The 18,305-nt window shown below is 62.4% G+C and carries 18 protein-coding genes; 5 read left to right on the top strand and 13 right to left on the bottom strand.

Annotated features, from left to right (window positions below; all coding sequences use genetic code 11):
• Positions 1-12: 12 nt before the first annotated feature.
• Positions 13-351 carry a DOPA 4,5-dioxygenase family protein gene (locus ACXAEK_RS14300; protein WP_475042855.1) on the bottom strand — a complete coding sequence of 113 codons (339 nt, stop codon included), beginning with the start codon at positions 349-351 and terminating at the stop codon, positions 13-15.
• A gap of 96 nt (positions 352-447) precedes the next feature.
• Positions 448-732 (bottom strand): hypothetical protein, encoded by a 285-nt coding sequence (locus ACXAEK_RS14305; RefSeq protein WP_475042857.1) that lies wholly within the window; start codon positions 730-732, stop codon positions 448-450.
• Between the two features lie 252 nt (positions 733-984).
• On the opposite strand from ACXAEK_RS14305, the gene ACXAEK_RS14310 reads away from it, so the two are divergent.
• Positions 985-1,764 carry a substrate-binding periplasmic protein gene (locus ACXAEK_RS14310; protein WP_475042858.1) on the top strand — a complete coding sequence of 260 codons (780 nt, stop codon included), beginning with the start codon at positions 985-987 and terminating at the stop codon, positions 1,762-1,764.
• Between the two features lie 67 nt (positions 1,765-1,831).
• On the opposite strand, the gene acnA is transcribed toward ACXAEK_RS14310, so the two are convergent.
• Positions 1,832-4,519, bottom strand: a complete 2,688-nt coding sequence (gene acnA / locus ACXAEK_RS14315; protein ID WP_475042859.1) for an aconitate hydratase AcnA — start codon at positions 4,517-4,519, stop codon at positions 1,832-1,834.
• Between the two features lie 222 nt (positions 4,520-4,741).
• Between acnA and ACXAEK_RS14320 the strand changes: the two genes are divergently transcribed.
• Positions 4,742-5,443: a DUF1223 domain-containing protein gene (locus tag ACXAEK_RS14320; RefSeq protein WP_475042860.1), complete on the top strand. Its 702-nt coding sequence runs from the start codon at positions 4,742-4,744 to the stop codon at positions 5,441-5,443.
• A gap of 9 nt (positions 5,444-5,452) precedes the next feature.
• Here the strand turns inward: ACXAEK_RS14320 and ACXAEK_RS14325 are convergent, their stop codons facing one another.
• From ACXAEK_RS14325 to purB, 4 genes are all read right to left on the bottom strand, one after another.
• Entirely contained in the window at positions 5,453-6,376 is a 924-nt protein-coding gene (locus ACXAEK_RS14325; RefSeq protein WP_475042862.1) for a lysophospholipid acyltransferase family protein, read from the bottom strand.
• A gap of 134 nt (positions 6,377-6,510) precedes the next feature.
• Positions 6,511-7,653, bottom strand: a complete 1,143-nt coding sequence (locus tag ACXAEK_RS14330; RefSeq protein ID WP_475042864.1) for a flagellar motor switch protein FliG — start codon at positions 7,651-7,653, stop codon at positions 6,511-6,513.
• A 74-nt stretch (positions 7,654-7,727) separates the two neighbouring features.
• Complete coding sequence (locus tag ACXAEK_RS14335) at positions 7,728-8,261, bottom strand: tetratricopeptide repeat protein (protein WP_475042866.1); 534 nt, start codon at positions 8,259-8,261, stop codon at positions 7,728-7,730.
• A 163-nt stretch (positions 8,262-8,424) separates the two neighbouring features.
• The gene (purB, locus tag ACXAEK_RS14340) at positions 8,425-9,729 is read right to left on the bottom strand and encodes an adenylosuccinate lyase (protein ID WP_475042868.1); all 1,305 of its coding nucleotides are present in this window, start codon (positions 9,727-9,729) and stop codon (positions 8,425-8,427) included.
• A gap of 86 nt (positions 9,730-9,815) precedes the next feature.
• Here purB and ACXAEK_RS14345 point away from each other — a divergent pair, with 86 nt between their 5' ends.
• The gene (locus ACXAEK_RS14345) at positions 9,816-10,163 is read left to right on the top strand and encodes a hypothetical protein (protein ID WP_475042869.1); all 348 of its coding nucleotides are present in this window, start codon (positions 9,816-9,818) and stop codon (positions 10,161-10,163) included.
• A gap of 66 nt (positions 10,164-10,229) precedes the next feature.
• On the opposite strand, the gene ACXAEK_RS14350 is transcribed toward ACXAEK_RS14345, so the two are convergent.
• The gene (locus tag ACXAEK_RS14350) at positions 10,230-10,487 is read right to left on the bottom strand and encodes a DUF6455 family protein (protein ID WP_475042871.1); all 258 of its coding nucleotides are present in this window, start codon (positions 10,485-10,487) and stop codon (positions 10,230-10,232) included.
• A 247-nt stretch (positions 10,488-10,734) separates the two neighbouring features.
• Positions 10,735-11,970, bottom strand: a complete 1,236-nt coding sequence (locus ACXAEK_RS14355; protein WP_475042873.1) for a bifunctional alpha/beta hydrolase/OsmC family protein — start codon at positions 11,968-11,970, stop codon at positions 10,735-10,737.
• A 95-nt stretch (positions 11,971-12,065) separates the two neighbouring features.
• On the opposite strand from ACXAEK_RS14355, the gene ACXAEK_RS14360 reads away from it, so the two are divergent.
• Positions 12,066-12,614: an NUDIX hydrolase gene (locus ACXAEK_RS14360; RefSeq protein WP_475042874.1), complete on the top strand. Its 549-nt coding sequence runs from the start codon at positions 12,066-12,068 to the stop codon at positions 12,612-12,614.
• 68 nt (positions 12,615-12,682) lie between these two features.
• Here the strand turns inward: ACXAEK_RS14360 and dddP are convergent, their stop codons facing one another.
• A complete protein-coding gene (gene dddP, locus ACXAEK_RS14365) occupies positions 12,683-14,026 on the bottom strand; it encodes a dimethylsulfonioproprionate lyase DddP (RefSeq protein WP_475042876.1) in 1,344 nt (447 codons plus the stop codon).
• Between the two features lie 149 nt (positions 14,027-14,175).
• Here dddP and ACXAEK_RS14370 point away from each other — a divergent pair, with 149 nt between their 5' ends.
• Positions 14,176-14,913, top strand: coding sequence for a heme-dependent oxidative N-demethylase family protein (locus ACXAEK_RS14370; RefSeq protein WP_475042878.1), 738 nt, complete (start codon positions 14,176-14,178; stop codon positions 14,911-14,913).
• A gap of 6 nt (positions 14,914-14,919) precedes the next feature.
• Here the strand turns inward: ACXAEK_RS14370 and ACXAEK_RS14375 are convergent, their stop codons facing one another.
• The 3 genes from ACXAEK_RS14375 to ACXAEK_RS14385 all read right to left on the bottom strand — a co-directional run bounded on the left by ACXAEK_RS14375 (position 14,920) and on the right by ACXAEK_RS14385 (position 18,211).
• Positions 14,920-15,735, bottom strand: a complete 816-nt coding sequence (locus ACXAEK_RS14375; RefSeq protein ID WP_475042880.1) for a hypothetical protein — start codon at positions 15,733-15,735, stop codon at positions 14,920-14,922.
• A 340-nt stretch (positions 15,736-16,075) separates the two neighbouring features.
• On the bottom strand, positions 16,076-16,870 hold the full coding sequence (locus tag ACXAEK_RS14380) for a lytic murein transglycosylase (RefSeq protein WP_475042881.1): 795 nt from the start codon (positions 16,868-16,870) through the stop codon (positions 16,076-16,078).
• Positions 16,871-16,963: 93 nt separating this feature from the next.
• The gene (locus ACXAEK_RS14385) at positions 16,964-18,211 is read right to left on the bottom strand and encodes an Hsp70 family protein (RefSeq protein ID WP_475042883.1); all 1,248 of its coding nucleotides are present in this window, start codon (positions 18,209-18,211) and stop codon (positions 16,964-16,966) included.
• Between the last annotated feature and the right edge of the window lie 94 nt (positions 18,212-18,305).

Genomic DNA, 18,305 nt, shown 5'->3' on the forward strand with positions numbered 1-18,305 from the left:
ATTTACGGAGGGTCATCCGAAGATGCTGAGGTCCAGTTGCAAACCTGTGCCCAGCCATATGGCATGGTCGCGGTGGTCGGCCAATGCATTACCGGTCTCGGGATGTGCGAAGACGATCAGCCCGTCCCGGTTCAGCGCCAGCCAGGGCAGCAGCCGTGCAAACTGCTCCGGTGTGGCGGCCAGCTGGCAGGACCATTTGGGGTGCGGTCCGACAGTCTTCTCATGAACACGGCCCATTTCAACGCCGAACACCGCGGCGGCCTGCCGACACAGGGCTGCCGCCTGTTCAACAGTGGTTTCGTCGAAATAGATATGGGCGTGATAGCTCGTGATGCTGTCTGTCTGTTTCATACCGCCACTATTCCGCTTGCACTGCGGCGGCGCAATTTGCTGTTTCTGAACAATACCTGTGCGGCCCGGCAGACACTGACGGCCCGGGTTCTGACCCTAGGGTACAGAGAACGTCTTGAAGTCCTGTTCGCGCCGCATGGTGGCGCTGCGTGCGTCGAAATCACCGCGCTCCGCGCGCCAGACAAGATACCGCTCCAAATGCTCATTTGATTCCCACAGATGGAAAACGGCAATCTCATAGCGCTCGCGGTTAATGCCCACATGGGCCTCAATGCAACCTGGAAATCCACGGGTCTCCGGCAGCATCGCCAGAACGGCTTCGGCATGTTCTTCAAAGGTATCCACATCCGGGTAAACGACGGCAAGTGCAGCTTCTTTCATGCGGTAAGGCCCGGCCTCTCAAACAGTCCTGCGAGGGGTAGAATGTGTATCTCACGTAAATCTTTGCACAAGTGAACCGGCCGGTATAGCAGGTATTCACACCTTCCATGTACCGCTATACTTGTATTTGACTCGGGCAGGCCGATGCCGGAAAACTCTTGTTGCCCGCTTTTCAAAACGCTTTGAGTCAGGTCAGGATCACGCCGCAAGGCAAGGGGCCGTTTCTCTGCCAAGCCGGTGGAAGGAGTTAATGTGAAGAAGCTTTTAAGGGCACTCAAGGCTATTCTGACCGCAGGCGCAGCTGCCTGGGCTGGAATGGCGGCAGCTCAGGACGAAACGGTTTTGACGTTTTGCTATGATCCGTATCCCCCGTATACGCTGGGAGAGTCTGGCATTGCTAAAGGCGGGCTTAAGGTCCAGCTTCTGAAAGCAGTTACTGAGCGGATCGACGGGTTGCGGGCGGTTGTCATCCTGCTGCCCTGGCAGCGCTGCCAGGCCCAGGCGCAAGCCGGAGAGGTCGACGGCATTTTGCCGCTGTTCAAGTCCGCGGAACGGGAGTCCTATTTGGCCTTCACTGATGGCACGTTTCTTCAGACCAACACCTTCTGGTACAGCCGTGAGCGTTTTCCCGAGGGTTTGACTTGGCAAGAGGGCTTTTCCGGCGTTTCGCAGCAACGTCTTGGGATGATCAATGGCAGTGTAATTGACCAGGACATGGAGGCCTCTTTTGCGGCTAACAACCGGATTGTGCGCGGCAGCGATGTCGAAGGCCTGATGCAGATGCTGCTTTTTGACCGTCTTGATTTGATCGCCATTGACGATGCAGTGGGACGCTTTCGCGTGGCGCAAAACGGCTGGGAAAATAGGATTACGTCCGTCGACAAGCCGATTTCCAGCAGGTATTCACATTTCGGTCTTTCAAAGACTTCAGGAGCGGATGCCTATTTGCCGGAATTCAACCGCGCAATTTCGGAATTGCAGTCCGAAGGAGCAATAGACACCTTGCTGCACAGCGTGAACTTCACGCAGTAACAATCCTGGAAAACAAATAAAGGGCGCCGCTGGGGCGCCCTCATTTTTTGCCAGTTGCGGCTCTGGCTTATGATTTGGCCAGGTTCCGCAACACATAGTGCAGCACGCCGCCGTGCTCGATATATTCGATTTCAGGCGCGGTATCGATGCGGCACTTCAGGGTGATCTCTTTTACTGAACCGTCGGCAAAGGTGATCGAGCAGGGCACTTCCTGAAGCGGCTGGATGGTGTCCAATCCGCTGATCGAAACGGTTTCCTCGCCGGTCAGGCCCAGCGATTTGCGGGTATCGCCTGCGGTGAATTCGAACGGGATCACGCCCATGCCAACCAGGTTGGAGCGGTGGATGCGTTCAAAGCTCTCCGCGATCACCGCCTTGACACCCAGCAGCGCAGTGCCCTTGGCCGCCCAATCGCGCGAGGAGCCCGCGCCGTACTGTTCGCCGCCGAACACCACCAGCGGGGTGCCATTGGCCTGATGCGCCATCGAGGCTTCGTAGATCGAGGTCTGCGCGCCATCGGGGCCTTTGGTGTAGCCGCCCTCGACGCCGTCCAGCATCTCGTTCTTGATGCGGATGTTGGCAAAGGTGCCGCGCATCATGATCTCGTGGTTGCCGCGGCGCGAGCCATAGGAGTTAAACTCACGCGGTTGCACCTGGCGCTCCAGCAGGTACTGGCCTGCGGGGGTGGTGGTGGCAAAGGAGCCAGCGGGCGAGATGTGGTCGGTGGTTACCATATCGCCCAGAACCGCCAAAACCTTGGCGTTCTCGACGTTCGAAATGGTGCCCGGCTCATGGCCCATGCCTTGGAAATAGGGCGGGTTCTGAATGTAGGTCGAGGAAGCGGGCCAGTCATAGGTTTCCGCATCGGTGGTTTCGACCGCCTGCCACTTCTCGTCGCCTTTGAAGACGTCGGCGTATTTCGACTGGAAGGCTTCGCGGGTGACGGTCTGTTCGACCAGCTCCGCAACTTCCTGGGTCGAGGGCCAGATGTCTTTCAGGTAGACGTCGTTGCCGTCCTTGTCCTGCGCAATCGGGTCGGACGCCAGGTTGATATCCATGGTGCCGGCCAGCGCATAGGCGACAACCAGCGGCGGCGAGGCCAGGTAGTTGGCGCGCACATCGGGGCTGATCCGGCCTTCGAAGTTGCGGTTGCCCGACAGCACGGAGGTTGCCACTAGATCTCCCTCGGCAATCGCCTCGGAGATCTCCTGCTGGATCGGGCCGGAGTTGCCGATGCAGGTGGTGCAGCCGTAGCCCACCAGATTGAAGCCGACCTTGTCCAGATCCTCTTGCAGGCCCGCGGCCTCCAGATAGGCGGACACGACCTGCGAACCGGGTGCCAGCGAGGTCTTGACCCAGGGCTTGCGGTCCAGGCCCAGGGCGGCCGCCTTGCGCGCAACCAGACCCGCGCCGATCATCACATAGGGGTTGGAGGTGTTGGTGCAGGAAGTGATCGAGGCGATCACGACCTTGCCCAATTCCATGGTGTAGTCTTCGCCCTTGACGGCAACTTCCTTGCCCATCGGACGCTTGAAGGTCTCTTCCATCTCCTGGCGGAAGGCGGCCTTGGCGTTGGTCAGCGGCACATAGTCCTGCGGGCGTTTCGGGCCGGAGATCGCCGGAACGATGCTGCTCATGTCCAGCGACAGGGTGTCGGTGTAGACCGGCGCATAATCCGCGCCGCGCCAGAAACCGTTTTCCTTGGCGTAGGCTTCGACCAGCGCGATGCGGTCCTCGTCGCGGCCGGTGTTGCGCAGGTAGCGCAGGGTCTCGCCGTCGATCGGGAAGAAGCCGCAGGTGGCGCCGTACTCTGGTGCCATGTTGGCGATGGTGGCACGGTCTGCCAGCGGCAGGCGGTCCAGGCCTTCGCCATAGAATTCGACGAACTTGCCGACAACGCCCTTGGCGCGCAGCATTTCAACGACCTTCAGAACCAGGTCGGTGCCGGTGGTGCCTTCGACCATTTCACCGGTCAGCTCAAAGCCGATAACCTCGGGGATCAGCATGGAGATCGGCTGACCCAGCATTGCGGCTTCGGCTTCGATGCCCCCAACACCCCAGCCAAGAACGGCAGCGCCGTTGACCATAGTGGTGTGGGAGTCGGTACCGACCAGGGTGTCGGGGTAAGCGACTTCCTCGCCGTTCTGGTCGGTGTCGGTCCAGACGGTTTGCGCCAGGTATTCAAGGTTCACCTGGTGGCAGATGCCGGTGCCCGGCGGCACAACGCGGAAGTTGTTGAACGCGTTCTGGCCCCACTTCAGGAACTGGTAACGCTCCATGTTGCGCTCATACTCGCGGTCCACGTTCATCTGGAACGCGCGCGGGTTGCCGAATTCGTCAATCATCACCGAGTGGTCGATCACCAGGTCAACGGGAACCAGCGGGTTGATCTTGGCGGCGGAGCCCTTCAGGCCGACGATGCCGTCACGCATGGCAGCCAGGTCGACAACGGCGGGAACGCCGGTGAAGTCCTGCATCAGCACGCGGGCCGGGCGGTAGGCGATCTCACGCGGGTTCTTGCCGCCATTGGCGCCCCATTCGGCGAAAGCCTTGATGTCGTCGGTGGATACCGAAAAGCCGCCGTCCTCGAAGCGCAGCATGTTTTCCAGCACCACCTTCAGCGCGGCGGGCAGCTTGGAGAAGTCGCCATAGCCGGCCTCGGTGGCGGCGGGGATAGAGTAATAGGAAATCGACTTGCCGTTGACGCTCAGCGTTCTGCGTGCGTTGGCATTGTCCTGTCCGACGTTGATAGGCATTTTGGCCTCCCTCAGAAAAGTCAATATCGGGAATTCGCTGCCAGTTACATGCATGAGAAAGCTTAAGCTTTCAATAGCACAGGCAGCGCAAATCCGTATTTTGCATACCATTGTATACTTATTTTGCGGCTTCAGCCCTCGCGGCGGTCTCAAAAATGATTGATTGGCCTTATGCGTGGCACATCTTTAGACCAGATGCCTATGAAACAGAACGGGCGAGTCATGAAATTCCTTGCGACGATCATTGCTGCTGCGGGCCTGGCCCTGCCGGTGTACGGACAGGATGCGCCGGAACCGGTGGTGGTGGAGCTATATACATCGCAGGGCTGTTCCTCTTGTCCGCCCGCAGATGCGCTGCTGCACAAGCTGGCGGAGCGTGAGGATGTGCTTCCGCTGGCGCTGCATGTGGATTACTGGGACTACATCGGCTGGAAAGACCAGTTTGCCAAACCGTCCCACACCAAGCGCCAGAAAGCCTATGCCCATGTGGGCGGGCGCCGGATGATCTATACCCCCCAGATGATCATCATGGGCCAGGAAGATGTGGTTGGCGCCGATGCGATGGAAGTGGCTGACGCAATCGGCAAGCACCAGGGCGTGCCGCGCCCGGTTTCCCTCAGCGCCGGGCGGCAGGGCGGGGATCTTGTGATCCGGCTGCAGCCGCGGGTTCAGATGCCGGATGGCAAGCTGGTGGTGCAGGTGGTGCGCTTCACGCCTGAGCGCAGCGTCAGCATCACCCGCGGGGAGCTGGCAGGCCGCACCTTGTCTTATGCCAATGTAGTGGAGGACTGGCAGATCGCCGCAGAATGGGATGGTGCCGGGGATCTCGAAGTCTCTGTGCCGATGTCCGGCAGCCTGCCTGCAGCAGTGCTGGTGCAGGAGGCCCCGCTAGGCCGCATCATCGCAGCTGCGCGGGTCGATTGAAGGCTCTGCTCACCCAGCTGAGTTTTTTGCAGCTTTGCCAACCGGCACATAGGGCTTCCAGCGGCGGTGAATCCAGAACCATTGCCCGGTGTGCCGCCGCACAATGGCCTCCAGGTCGGCGCTCAGCGCCTTGGTCATGGTCAGCCGATCAGAGGGCGGAACCTCCGCGCTCATGACGATCTCGAAATCCAGCCCGTTTTCCTGGCGCACCGCGTAAACGGGGATCAGCGCCGCCCCGAACTTGAGCGCAAGCTCCGCGGGCACCGTCGAGGTTACCGCTGGTTTTCCAAAGAAATCAATCAGCTCACCGCCCTGGGCGTGCAGGTCGGTGACGATGGCAGCGATGCCGCCCTTCTTCAGATGGCGCACCAGCTCCACCATGCCGCGTTTGCCCTGTTCGAACATCGGTTCGCCATTACGCTTTATCGCCTCGACGTAATGCGCGTTGAAATAGGGATTGGCCATGCGCCGGTACAGCGCACCCATTTCGTGGCCACGGGCAATCAGCGCGGTGCGCGCGGCATCATAGTTTCCGAAATGCGCAGTGGCCAGCAGCACCGGCCGCCCTTCTGCGCGGGCCTTTTCCAGGGCTTCAAGGCCGGGGCCGGTTACCGGCGCGGCCTTGGCGCGCTCGTGGAATGGCACCCCAGCGTAGATTTCGGCGATCATCCGGCCCGCATTGTCGCTGACGTCGCGGTAAAGCGCGTCAGCATTCAGATCAGACAGCTCCGGGCTCACCAGATTCAGGTTATCGCGCACCCGCTTGTCAAACCGCGCCAGCCGGCCCATTGCCGTGACCAGCCTGCCCATCAGCGGCACGCGCAGCCGGTAGGGGATCAGTTTGCTGCCTTGCAGCAGGCCGCGCAGAAACAGGTTGCTGCCAAAGTATTTGACATGGCTCCAAGCGGAGAGCTGTGAAGGATCTACGGGCATGGCGTCTGGATAGCTGCGGCGCAGAAATGCACCCGGAAGCCCGCATCATACGCAGCTGCAGCGACAGGCACAAGCAGCTCGCAGGCACCGCCGCCAAAGGCCGGGCGCCCGCAAGCAATGGGGCAGGCCGGTGCTTACCCTGCCTCTTCTTCTTCCTCGTCGGATTTCAGCTCAATCTCGCCGGTGGCCACCAGGTCGCGCATGGCTGTGATGATCATGCTGAACGCAGCCTCGCCATCGCTGCGCTTGACCTTGCCGCGCTCCGCCACTTCCTCGCGGACGTTGTCGGCCATCCGGCTCGACATGTTCTTGAGCAGGAATTCGTTGGTGGCAACGTCTTCCTCGTCGGTGGCAAAGGCCATGGCGGTGACCAGATCAGGCTGCGACAGCACCCGGATCAGCTTGGGCACATCCAGCGCCTGCATCCGCTCGCCGATCAGCGCATAGGTAAAGATCGCCTTGCGCACCTTGACGGCAAATTCCTCGTCCTCCTCGTCGAGCGCGGTCAGAACCTCATCGCGCTTGGCAGCGGCGGCCTCGGTCAGGATACCGCCCAGACGCTGGCCCGGGGTCTGGTCAAAGGCCAGCTCGGGCCGGGCCTCCACCTGGGCGGCCAGGGACAGGCCGATGCGGTCTACCGTCTCCGGCGTGACATTGGCGGTCTGGCTGACCGCATAGGTGATGCGGCGTGCGATCGGACCGGGCAGATGCACCAGCATTTGCGCCGCCTTGGCCGTGTCCAGTTTGGACAACAGAACCGCGGCCACTTCGGTGCTCTCAGCCTCGGCCAGGCTGGCCAGATCCTCCGGCGGCAGCAGTTTCAGCCGTTCCCACGGATCGCCGAACTGGCGCACCCCGGCCTCCTTGCGCAGGCGGCTGTGGGTGTAGCGGCTGATCTTGCCTTCCATCGCGGTCAAGGCGCCGGCCAGGCCATTGGGGAAATGCAGGCCGACATTGTCCAGCAGATCTGCAAATTCGCCCGCCACCGCGTTCAGCGTGTTTCGGTCGACGATGCTCATCTTGCCCATCTGCTGGGTCAGTTCAAGCTGCAGGTCGTCCGGCAATTCCTCCAGCGGGATTTCAGCCCCTTCATTCAGCAGCAGACGGACGATGATCGCGGCCTTGGCCTTGCCGCTCAGCCCGGAGGCACCGCCGCCAGCCGTACCGCCGCCAAGCCCGCCTGCATCCATCCCGCCAAGCGGTGCCGGAGCTGCGAAATCACCCAGGTCCGGCCCGCCAGAGGCCATCGGAAGCGCCAGCATGTTGTCTTGAGGCATTCTCGCACCCTACCAAAGATTTTCTCGATCATGGAGGGCAGAATAGGCCGCAAGCCGTAAAGAAAGGCTGAAGCCTAGTAACTGTAGGACGCTCCCGTTTCCAAGGCGCTGCGCAGCGAGGCCTCGGCCCAGCTGCCGTCGCCGCCCCTTGCCTTGATCTCTTTCCACTGTATCAGGGCAAGCCCGTATTTTCCCTGTTGCACAAGGCCTTGTCCCATATACGAACGGGCAAGGTGATTGTCCGGATCGCGTGCCAGCGCCTGATCGTAATAGGACTGCGCCACGTCCAAATTGCCCAATTTGCGGTGGGTGAAGCCCCAGTAGGTCAGCACCAGCGAGTCCTCCTGATCCGCCATCGCGCCCAGCACCGCCTGCGCGTCCTCCTGACGGCCGGCATAGGCCAGCTCGCGCGCCGCGCCCAGCAGCTCTTGCTGGTTCAGCGAGGATTTCTTGGGCCGCACGCAGCGTTTCTTCTGGTCGTCCCAAACCCGCTTGCCCTTACACTCCTTGGTGGTCTGGGTGGGTTTCGGCGGGTTCCAGTCGTTGCCGCCGGCGGCAAAGGCCGCCATCGGAAGGGTCAAAGCAGCGGCCAGAGCAAAATAACGCATATCATCAACTCCTGATGTGCAAAGTCATGTTCAATGTACTCAGAGAACCCGCGGGCGGACGACTTTATTCGCTTCACAAATGCGTTTATTTTGAAATTTTGTCTCTGGCAAACAAAACGCCCCGCCGGATCGGCGGGGCGCTGCAGCTCTCAATGCGGGGGGCTTACTCGCCGAACACCCGGCGGAAGATCGTGTCGACATGTTTGGTGTGGTAGCCCATGTCGAATTTCTCGTTGATCGCCTCTTCGCCCAGGGCAGCAACCACATCCGCGTCCGCCAGCAGCAGTTCGCGGAAGTCGACGCGGTCTTCCCAGACCTTCAGCGCATTGCGCTGCACCATGGCATAGGCGTCTTCGCGGCTGACACCTGCCTGGGTCAGCGCCAGCAGCACCCGCTGCGACATCACTAGGCCGGGGAATTTGTTCATGTTCTCCAGCATGTTCTCCGGGAACACCAGCATCTTGTCGATGACGCCGGCCAGACGGTGCAGGGCAAAGTCCAGGGTCACGGTGGCGTCCGGGCCGATGCCGCGCTCAACCGAGGAGTGCGAGATATCGCGTTCATGCCACAGCGCCACGTTCTCCATCGCCGGGATCACGGTCATGCGCACCAGGCGCGCCAGGCCGGTCAGGTTTTCGGTCAGAACCGGGTTCTTCTTGTGCGGCATCGCCGAGGAGCCTTTCTGGCCCATCGAGAAGAATTCCGCGCCTTCCAGCACCTCGGTGCGTTGCATGTGGCGGATTTCCACCGCGACGTTTTCGATCGACGAGGCGATAACGCCCAGGGTGGCAAAGAACATCGCGTGGCGGTCGCGCGGGATCACCTGGGTGGAGATCGGCTCAGGGCGCAGGCCCAGCTGCTCGCAGACGTGCTCTTCCACCGCCGGGTCGATGTTGGCGAATGTGCCCACAGCGCCGGAGATCGCGCCGGTGGCGACTTCCCAGCGTGCCTTTTCCAGACGGTTCTTGTTGCGGTCCATCTCCGCATAGAAGCGGGCAAAGGTCAGGCCCATGGTTGTGGGCTCGGCGTGGATGCCGTGGGAGCGGCCGACACGCACGGTGTGTTTATGCTCCAGCGCGCGTTTCTTCAACGCAGCCAGCACCTTGTCCATGCCTTCCAGCAGGATGTCGGCGGCACGCACCAGCTGCACGTTCAGGCAAGTGTCCAGCACATCCGACGAGGTCATGCCCTGATGCACAAAGCGGGCTTCCTCGCTGCCCACATGCTCCGCCAAATGGGTGAGGAAGGCAATCACATCATGCTTGGTCACCGCTTCGATCTCGTCGATGCGGGAAACGTCGAATTCCACATCCTTGGCCTTCCACACCGCATCGGTGTTCTCGCGCGGGATCACGCCCAGGTTGGCCATGGCTTCGCAGGCATGGGCCTCGATCTCGTACCAGATCTTGAATTTGGTTTCGGGGGACCAGATGGCGACCATCTCGGGGCGGGCATAGCGCGGGATCATGGGCGAAAGCACCTTTATGTGATTGTGCAGCAGATGCCCGGCCTATTAGAGGAGGAGAGGAGAGACAGCAAGGCTGGGAGGACGGGATGAGGCAGATTGCCCTGATGATTGCGGTATCATGTGCGGTTTCGCCGGTTTGGGCGGGGGAATGGCGGGTGCTGAACGGGCAAGAGGTGCAGCAGGCGCTGGAAGGGCGCAAGCTGGTCTACGGCAGCGGCGCCTGGCAGGAATTCCGCGCCTCTGGCCGAACGCTGTATAACGCCGGCCATGACAGCTGGGGCTATTGGGGCGTGCGGGACGGCAAATACTGCTCCACCTGGCCACCGTCGGACCTTTGGGCCTGTTTCGCGCTGGAAACCGATGGCGAGGCTTTGCGCTTTGTTGGGGAAGGCGGCGACATCACCACAGGGCGCTACGCTGAGGCGGAGGAGTGAGCCGCGCAGGTGCGCGGGCCGAAACCAGCCCTGGGTCCAGCGGGAGCTAAGGGCGGGCAGCCGGGATCACCCGCCCCGCAAATGCGTCAGCAGCTGCGCGTTGCGGCAGTAAGACGGCGCTTCGGCCAGTTCTGATGCTTGTTGCTGCAAGTCACTGCAGCCGTCCTGATTGCGGCAGGTGCTGCAGCGCAGGATTGCGCGCATGTACTTCTGGCCTTGAGCCTGCGGATCAGCGGCAACGATTTCGCCATAGTCGATGCCCAGCCGGCTGGCCATGCCCTGCACCAGATCGCTGCTTCGCCCGAGTTTCGCAAATAAACCCATGTGTTTCCTCCCGTGTCCGGCTGCCGCTGGCAGCGGGAACAGCTTGGGCGGGACGCAACAAAGGCGCTTTGATCTGGCGCAAATTCCCCAAGCAGCAAGGAGCTCCCGCCTGCGCTGCGGCCGTTTGGCGAAGACCTGACACAGTTGGGCCCGGCGCCGCGCCATGCGCGGCGCCGGGCCCAAGGCCGCTGCTGGTGAAGGTTTCCTGCACCCTCCGGGCGCGGGAGGTCCGCCGGTTCCTGGGGGGTCAGACCCGGGCAGGCTGGATGCAGGCATCCAGATGCGTGACCACTTTGGCGCCGCTTTCCAGGGTGCGATGCACCGGGCAGCGGTCGGCGATCTCCATCAGCTTGGCGCGCTGCTCGCCACTCAAGGGTCCGCAGAGATGAATGGTGCGGGTGAACTGGTCGATCTTAGCGGGGCCGGTCGGCTGGGCGTCCTGGGCGTGCACCTTGTCGTGGCTTACGTCGACGCTGATCCCCTCCAGCGGCCAGCCCTTGCGGCGGGCATACATTCGCAGGGTCATCGAGGTGCAGGCGCCCAGCCCTGCGGCGACGAAGCCATAAGGCGACATGCCGCGGTTGGTGCCGCCATAGGCCAGCGGCTCATCAGCAAAGGCGTGGTGGTAGGGGCCGGACTGCACATCCTGCAGGAAGCCCTCCGGGTCCGCTTCCGTTACCCGCAAAATACCCTCCGGCGCGCCGGGCGGCGGTGCGGGCGGGGCCATTTTGACATATCGTCCCGCCCAGGCCGCGATGACCTCCGCCGCATATTCTGCATCAGCAGCGTTGGAAATCAGATGATCCGCATCATCCAGGGTGACAAAGCTCTTGGGGTGTTTGGCAGCAGTGAAAATGGAGGCGGCGTTGTCAATGCTCACGGTGGTGTCGCGCGGCGCGTGCAGCACCAGCAGCGCGGCCTTGAGCTCTGCAATTGCCGGCGCCAGCGCCTCGGCGTGGATATCGTCGACAAACTCTTTGCCGATCACAAAGGGCCGCCCGCCCAGGCAGACCTCGGCGCGGCCCTTGGCCTCGATCTCGGGCAGGGCTGCATCGAAATGATGCGAGACATGGCCCGGATCAAACGGCGCCCCCAGGGTCACCACGCCCTTGACCGAGGGGATGCCCGCCCGTGCCCGCAGCACTGCCGCACCGCCCAGCGAATGGCCAATCAGCAGCGACGGCGCCATGTTGCGGGAGGCGAGGTACTGCGCCGCCATGATCAGGTCTGCAACATTGGAACTGAAGGTGGTGTTGGCAAACTCGCCCTCCGAATGGCCGAGCCCGGTGAAATCAAACCGCAAGACGGCGATCCCCATTGCCGCCAGCCGCCCGGCAATGCGCCGCGCTGCAGGGATATCTTTGGAACAGGTAAAGCAATGCGCAAAGAGCGCGGTTGCCAGGACCGGCCCTTCGGGCAGGTCAAGGCGGGCAGCAAGGGTGTTTCCGGCGTGGCCGGGGAAAGAAACGCGTTCAGCGGGCATTGGCGTAGCCTTTGTCTGGTGTTCCGACTAGATTGAGCGCTCAATGGGTCATGAACAAGGCAACAGCCCGGCACGTCACGGGAAGGTGAAGGCAGATGAGCAGCAGCGGCCTGGAAGGCATCGGATGTTACAGACCGCAAACTGCGCGGGACCGGGAAATGTGGCAGCGTTTGCGGAGGTTTTGCGAAAGCGAGCCGCAGGCTTTCAGCCGAAATCCGGAAACCGGCCATGTGACCGGATCCGCCTTTGTCCTGTCGCCTGACATGAACAGCGTGCTGCTGACCCATCACAGGAAGCTGGACCGGTGGTTCCAGCTTGGCGGCCATTGCGATGGGATTGCCGATGTGCCCTTTGCGGCGCTGAAAGAGGCGTATGAGGAAAGCGGGCTCAGCCGGATCAGACGGCTGTCAGACCGCGTGTTCGACGTGGATATTCATGAAATCCCGGCAAACACCAAGGACTGCGCCCATCTGCACTACGACGTGCGCTACCTGTTTCAGGCAGAAGTTGGGGAGATCGCGGCCAGTGATAAATCCCACGCGCTGGCCTGGGTGCCGCTGGACCGGCTTGCAGAGGTCACGGACTCGTCCGGCGTGCTGGTTCTGCCAGAGAAGCTGCAGCCGTTCCTTGATACCTGTTGCTAAGCGGAGGCGCCTGCCGGCGCCGCAGGATATGCCGGTCCCTCCCCGCGGGAGGGACCGGCAGCCGCGCTTTACGCTTCGCCCAGCAGTTCCTTGTCGAACGGGTATTTGGTCAGGTTCTCATAGCCGTCCTCGGTGATCAGCACCTGGTCTTCCAGCTTGATCGAGAAGTCGCCGCCCTCAGGCGAAACCAGGGCCTCGACACACAGCACCATGCCCGGCTCCAGCTCATAGTCGAAAGCGCCTTCTACCATTGCATCCGGGTAGGCAACCAGCGGCCATTCATCGCAGAGGCCCACACCGTGCATCATGCAGCCGTATTTCTGCTTCTGGAACTGCGCGTCCAGCGGATGGCAGCCTTTGGACAGCTCCTGGATGTTCACGCCCGGCTTCAGCATTTCCATATTGTGGCGGATGTGCTCCAGCCCGTGCTGCATGGCATAGATCATGTCGGGGCGCGGCTTTTCATCGCCGATCCACCAGCTGCGCGAGATGTCGATGCAGATCCCGTAGGAGCCGACCAGATCGGTGTCGAAACTGATCATCTCGTTGTTCTGGATGATGCGGGGGCCGCATTCCTGGAACCAGGGGTTGGTGCGCGGGCCGGAGGCCAGCAGCCGGGTCTCGATCCATTCGCCGCCGCGGCGGATGTTTTCCGCGTGAAGAACCGCCCAGACGTCATCCTCGGAGATATTGCCGCCGGGCACCTGCTCGCGGGCGAACTTTTCCATCTCCGCCACCGCGGTTTCGCAGGCGTGGCTGGCGCAGCGCATTGCCAGGATCTCGTCCGGGCCTTTCACTGCGCGGCATTTCTCGGTCAGCTCCTCGCCGGGGAAGATTTCAAGCCCCTGCGCCTCAAGCGCCCGCAGCCCGTGCAGCATCACCTTGTCCACCGCCAGCCGCCTGTTGCTGCCGCTGTGTTCCTCCATAAGGATGCGCACTTCGTTGGAGAACTTGTCGGCGGCCACGTCGATCTTGTCGCCGCGGTCGAAGTAGAACAGGTCGGCGCCTGCGCGCTGCTCGCGCACCAGCGGGTTGAACTCACTGAGGAACGGCGACTGCTTGTAGTCCCACAGCACCATATAGCCGTCGGCGCAGATCAAGAGCGCCCGGAACGGGTTGTGGGTGTTCCACAGCTGCATGTTGGTGGAATCAGTCGCATAGCGGATGTTCAGCGGATCAAACACCAGGAGGCCGCCATAGCCGCGGTCATTGATGAAGCGCGTCAGCCGCTCCCAGCGGAAGCTGCGCATGGCCTGCAGGTCGGGCAGCTGCAGACCTGCTTCGGCCCATTCGGAAAAGGCCAGCTGGGTCGGGCCGATCTCGACACGGTTGTTGTCGTTCGGGGTGTTGTCGCCCAGTTTGGCGCCGCGGGTGGGGTCGATCTTGCGGATATCGCGGTAATGCTCGTTCATGCTGGGAAGTCCTCGCTGCACAGTCCTGTCCAATCTGCCGTTCCCTGGCCTCCAAAGCGCTGCAAAAAACGACCGTGTCTGAGGTCGTTTCTGACGCATGATGCAACGTCGCAGCTGTGCCGCGGCACAGGGGATGCTATCGCTGGGGGATGACGGCAATTCTGCAGAGAACCATCCCTTATAACCCGCTTCAGCCCCGGAAACTGCCCGGTATTCAGCCGCTTGCGCGGCAGGACTGGCTGCAGCCGGACGAGGCCTTTGCGGCGCAGCTGGCGGAGCGGAGGCGCCTGCTGGCTGACCGGCGCCAGGATGTCCTGCAAATGGACCCAAGCGCGATGGAAGCGGCGCAGGAACTGCTGCAGCTGGTCCTGGACGGATCACCTCCGGCGGCCGCTGCTGCGGGGGCGGCGGTTGACTGGCAGGATCCGCTGGGCAGCCTAGGCGGGATCGCCCAGCAGGATTTCTGTATCCTGCAAAAGCCGGAAGGAGCAGCGGAACATGTGCTGACCGGCGCGGTGCTGTGCTTTCCGGCCAGCTGGATGCTGTCCGAAAAATTCATGCGGCCCCTGACCGGGATCCATGTTCCAGTGGAAAGTTATGATGCCGGGATTGCGGCGCGGGTGCAGCGCTTGTTCGACGGGGTGCAGGCGGGCCTGCCGCTGTGGCGGTTCAATACGCTTTGGTATCAGGATCCGGCATTGTTTCAGCCGCGCAGCCAATTCGAGCGGCGCGACACCTCCCATGGCAGCCGCGGGGAGTACTTGCGCAGCGAAAAACAGATGATTCTGCGGCTGCCAAAGTCCAGGGCAGTGGTATTTGCGATCCACACCTATGTGCTGGCCCGTGCGGATGTGCTGCAGCAGTGGGGCACCGCCGCGGCAGGCTAGCCTTGGTCAGGGCACCAGCGGCCGCGCAGCCTGCACCATGCCAGCGCTTTCCAGGTAGAGGATCAGCGCCGTCAGCAGCAGCAGGTGGCTGATAAAGCGCAGGCGCCGGGTGCCGGCCATGCTTATAGCTGCCAGCGCGGACGCGCGCATCTGATGGCCCAGCCCGCTGATTGAAAACGCTGCTGCCACTGGTTTGCGTGGGGGCTGCCGGCGCGCCGCCGGGCCGGCGCTGTTGCAGATCCTGGCGTCTTCCAGGGCGCGATCGAAATGGGCTTCCAGTTCCAGTGCGGTTTCTTCGACCGGGGTGAAACGTTCACGCCCGCGCGGCCTGTCTGTGCCGATTTCGCCCTGTGCATCGGTAACGGCTGCCGCCGGCGCAGCTGCGGTCTGGGCCTGCGCGGCGTGCTGGGGATCAAAGGCGCTGAGAAACTGCTCGCAAGTCAGCGCCACGTCCGTCTCCAGCCATTCGACCGAAGTCGCCTCAACCGACGGCAGCAGACGGCGCAGCATCTCGGCCAGGAACAGCTCGGAGATTTCCCGGTCGCAATAGCCCGCGTAAAGCGGCGACAGCGACACTTCCAGCAGCGCCGAAGGCTGCATGACATTGCCCGCAAGTTTGCTGGCGCGCCGCAGCGGCACCCGGCGCAGCCGAATGGCGATCAGGTAATGGTCGCATTGCAGCTTGGCGGTGTTTTCTGCGCGGGCCTCGATTGTTTCGGCGGGATGGCCGAAATCCTCAAGCGTATCCACCACTGCGGCCACTGCAGCAGAAAGCGTCCCGCCATCGCGGCTTTCCAGACCCAGCCTGCCTGTATACTGCATGTTCTCTGCCACCGTCCGGATCCTCCATTCAGGGTGCCGATAGAGAAACAATAAAATTTGAAATAGTTGAAAGTGGGGCAGGGAAGGACGATTGCCGGGAAGCGGCTGCCGCGGAAGCCGTTCAAATGCGGCAATCGACAAGTGTCTGTAAAAAAAGAGTTTCGCGTGAATCTTGCGGTATCTCGGGGCCGGATTGAGGCCCAACTGTGGCAGCTGCCGGACACATTGATGCCCTAAGGCCTACAATGGCCCGGGAATCGCAGGAACTGTTTTTCGGGCTTGGTCCAGCTGGCATAGCGCCTGCCCATAAGGCAGGCGCTATGCCAGCGGGAATGCCCCCTCAGCCGTCAATCTGGCGGCCCATGATGGCAAGCGACTGCTGATAGACGGTGGCGGCGTTCCATTCTTTCAGAACCCGATAGTTGGGCTCGCCCTGCTGGTATCCCTTGCCCGGTTTCCAGCCTTTCCGGCGCAGGTAGTTGGCGGTGGAGGCCAGCGCGTCGCCCATGTTGTAGAAATCCACCCGTCCGTTGCCGTCCCAGTCGACGCCGTATTCCAGCGCATTGCCGGGCAGGAACTGTGTATGGCCCAGTTCGCCATGCTTGGCGCCCTGCGTCGCGGGCGTAATCGCGCCCTGGTCCACCAGCTTCAGCGCCCCCAGCGCGTGGGGCCGGAAGAAGTCGGACCGGCGGCAATCATAGGTAAGCGTGACAATGGCCGAGACCACCTGGCTGTCCCCCATATAGCTGCCAAAGGCGGTTTCCATCCCGTGGATCGCAATCAGCACCCCCGCGGGCACGCCGTATTTGCGCTCAAGCGCTGAATAGAAATCCGGGTTGCGCGCTTTGCGCTTGCGGCCCTGTGCCACGATTGTGGCAGAGCCGCGGATCTGCATGAACTTCTCCAGCGAGTATTTGAAGCTCTTCTGGTTGCGGTCAGCAGAAATGGTGCGGCGGGCATATTGCGCATTGGCCAGCGCCTGCAGCCCCGCCTTGCGCACGCCCGCGCGCTTGGCTTCATGCTGGAAGTCCTGCTTCCAGGCATCAAAGCCGGCGGATGTATTGCCGCAAGGGGCGGCCAGGGCAGGGGTGGCAAGCAAGGCGGAAATCAGGGCAGGGGCAATCAGCCGGCGCATGAAGCAAACTCTCGAAATGTAACTCGTGGCCTGCAGCCTAACGCGCCCGCGCCACTTGTCTAACGGGAAAAGCCGGGGTTGCTTCCCATTTGCTCAGGTAAAAGCCGTCCCGGCGGCCAGCGCCAGGCCATCTGCAACTGCGGTCATCGCATTTCCCGTTTCCAGCCGGGCATTTGGACACAAGTTGCGCATTTCCGCCTGTACCGCCGCCAGCAGCGAAGAGCCGCCGACCAGAACGATCCGCTCGACCATATCCGGCGCAATCCCAGCCTGCGCCAGGGTTTCCGATGCACAGGTGCCGATGGCGGCGGTCTGTTCGGCCAGCGTTTGGGTCATGCCTGCAGCGTCCAGCGGCACTGACAAACCGCGCTCCAGAAGTGTGAGGTCAATGAGCGCCTTGCCCTCGCCGCTATTGGCGCGGATCTTGCCATGCTCGACGGCAAAACCCAGCTCATGGCCCAGCTCATCCTCCAGCACCGCCACCAGCCGCGCCAGTTTCTCTGGCTCCACCGCGTTGGCGGCCAGCTCCTGCGCTGCCCGGCGGCTTTCCGGCGCATAAAGGAACGGGATCATCTGCCAGGTGGCGAGGTCGTTGAACAGCCGGTTCGGCGCCGGCAGGGTGCTGCCGCCAAAGGTATTGCGGATCTGGCTGCCGCGGCCCAGCAGTGGCATCACATGCTGGACGCTCAATTGCCGGTCAAAATCGGTGCCGCCCAGCCGGACGCCATGCGAGGCCAGGATGCGGGTTCCCCCGTCTTCCCGTTGCTCAAACGCAGTGAAATCGGAGGTGCCGCCGCCGATGTCGACGATCAGCCCCAGGCCCGGCGCTGTCGCTGCGGCGCGTAGGGCGGCCTCGGGCTCATACATGAACATCACATCCTGAAACCCCGCCTCCAGGTAACAGGCGCGCAGGTCCTTTTCCGCCTGCATGTTGCGGTCGTCATCCTTGGAATGGAACCGCACCGGCCGCCCCGACAGGGCATGGGTGAATTCCATATGCGTTGCAGCCTCTGCGCGGCGCTTCATCTCTGCCAGGAATCGCGCGATCAGGCTGGCAAAGCTCAGCCGCTCGCCGCCCAGCCGCCGCTCCTCCTGCAAGAGCGGCGTGCCCAGCAGGCTTTTCAGCGCCCGCATGAACCGTCCCTCGCCCCCATTTATCAAGGCCCGCGTGGCGCTGTGGCCGATCCGCATGTGCCGTGCGCCCTCTTCAAAGAACACGGCAGTCGGCAGAGTTCGCTCTCCCGGCTCCATTTCCACCAGCCAGGGGCGGCCCGCAACCGCGATGCCCGCAGCAGAGTTTGAAGTTCCAAAGTCAATGCCAAGGGTGCGGGGGGCAATCACGGGGCGTCTCCTTGCTGCGGTGGAAGCGGGCCGCAGTACAGCAACATCTGCACCTTCACAAGGGGCCGAGAAGGCAGAGGGGCGCTGCCCCCGG

Source organism: Leisingera sp. ABM4_101 (genome assembly GCF_056158725.1).

What these genes read in the sequence shown, in the direction of transcription:
- ACXAEK_RS14345 (WP_475042869.1), top strand. Translation starts at nt 9,816, where the DNA reads ATGAGGCAGATTGCCCTGATGATTGCGGTATCATGTGCGGTTTCGCCG.
- ACXAEK_RS14320 (WP_475042860.1), top strand. Translation starts at nt 4,742, where the DNA reads ATGAAATTCCTTGCGACGATCATTGCTGCTGCGGGCCTGGCCCTGCCG.
- ACXAEK_RS14370 (WP_475042878.1), top strand. Translation starts at nt 14,176, where the DNA reads ATGACGGCAATTCTGCAGAGAACCATCCCTTATAACCCGCTTCAGCCC.
- ACXAEK_RS14330 (WP_475042864.1), bottom strand. Translation starts at nt 7,653, where the DNA reads ATGCCTCAAGACAACATGCTGGCGCTTCCGATGGCCTCTGGCGGGCCG.
- ACXAEK_RS14375 (WP_475042880.1), bottom strand. Translation starts at nt 15,735, where the DNA reads ATGCAGTATACAGGCAGGCTGGGTCTGGAAAGCCGCGATGGCGGGACG.
- ACXAEK_RS14380 (WP_475042881.1), bottom strand. Translation starts at nt 16,870, where the DNA reads ATGCGCCGGCTGATTGCCCCTGCCCTGATTTCCGCCTTGCTTGCCACC.
- ACXAEK_RS14325 (WP_475042862.1), bottom strand. Translation starts at nt 6,376, where the DNA reads ATGCCCGTAGATCCTTCACAGCTCTCCGCTTGGAGCCATGTCAAATAC.
- ACXAEK_RS14300 (WP_475042855.1), bottom strand. Translation starts at nt 351, where the DNA reads ATGAAACAGACAGACAGCATCACGAGCTATCACGCCCATATCTATTTC.
- acnA (WP_475042859.1), bottom strand. Translation starts at nt 4,519, where the DNA reads ATGCCTATCAACGTCGGACAGGACAATGCCAACGCACGCAGAACGCTG.
- ACXAEK_RS14350 (WP_475042871.1), bottom strand. Translation starts at nt 10,487, where the DNA reads ATGGGTTTATTTGCGAAACTCGGGCGAAGCAGCGATCTGGTGCAGGGC.
- purB (WP_475042868.1), bottom strand. Translation starts at nt 9,729, where the DNA reads ATGATCCCGCGCTATGCCCGCCCCGAGATGGTCGCCATCTGGTCCCCC.
- ACXAEK_RS14360 (WP_475042874.1), top strand. Translation starts at nt 12,066, where the DNA reads ATGAGCAGCAGCGGCCTGGAAGGCATCGGATGTTACAGACCGCAAACT.
- ACXAEK_RS14305 (WP_475042857.1), bottom strand. Translation starts at nt 732, where the DNA reads ATGAAAGAAGCTGCACTTGCCGTCGTTTACCCGGATGTGGATACCTTT.
- dddP (WP_475042876.1), bottom strand. Translation starts at nt 14,026, where the DNA reads ATGAACGAGCATTACCGCGATATCCGCAAGATCGACCCCACCCGCGGC.
- ACXAEK_RS14355 (WP_475042873.1), bottom strand. Translation starts at nt 11,970, where the DNA reads ATGCCCGCTGAACGCGTTTCTTTCCCCGGCCACGCCGGAAACACCCTT.
- ACXAEK_RS14335 (WP_475042866.1), bottom strand. Translation starts at nt 8,261, where the DNA reads ATGCGTTATTTTGCTCTGGCCGCTGCTTTGACCCTTCCGATGGCGGCC.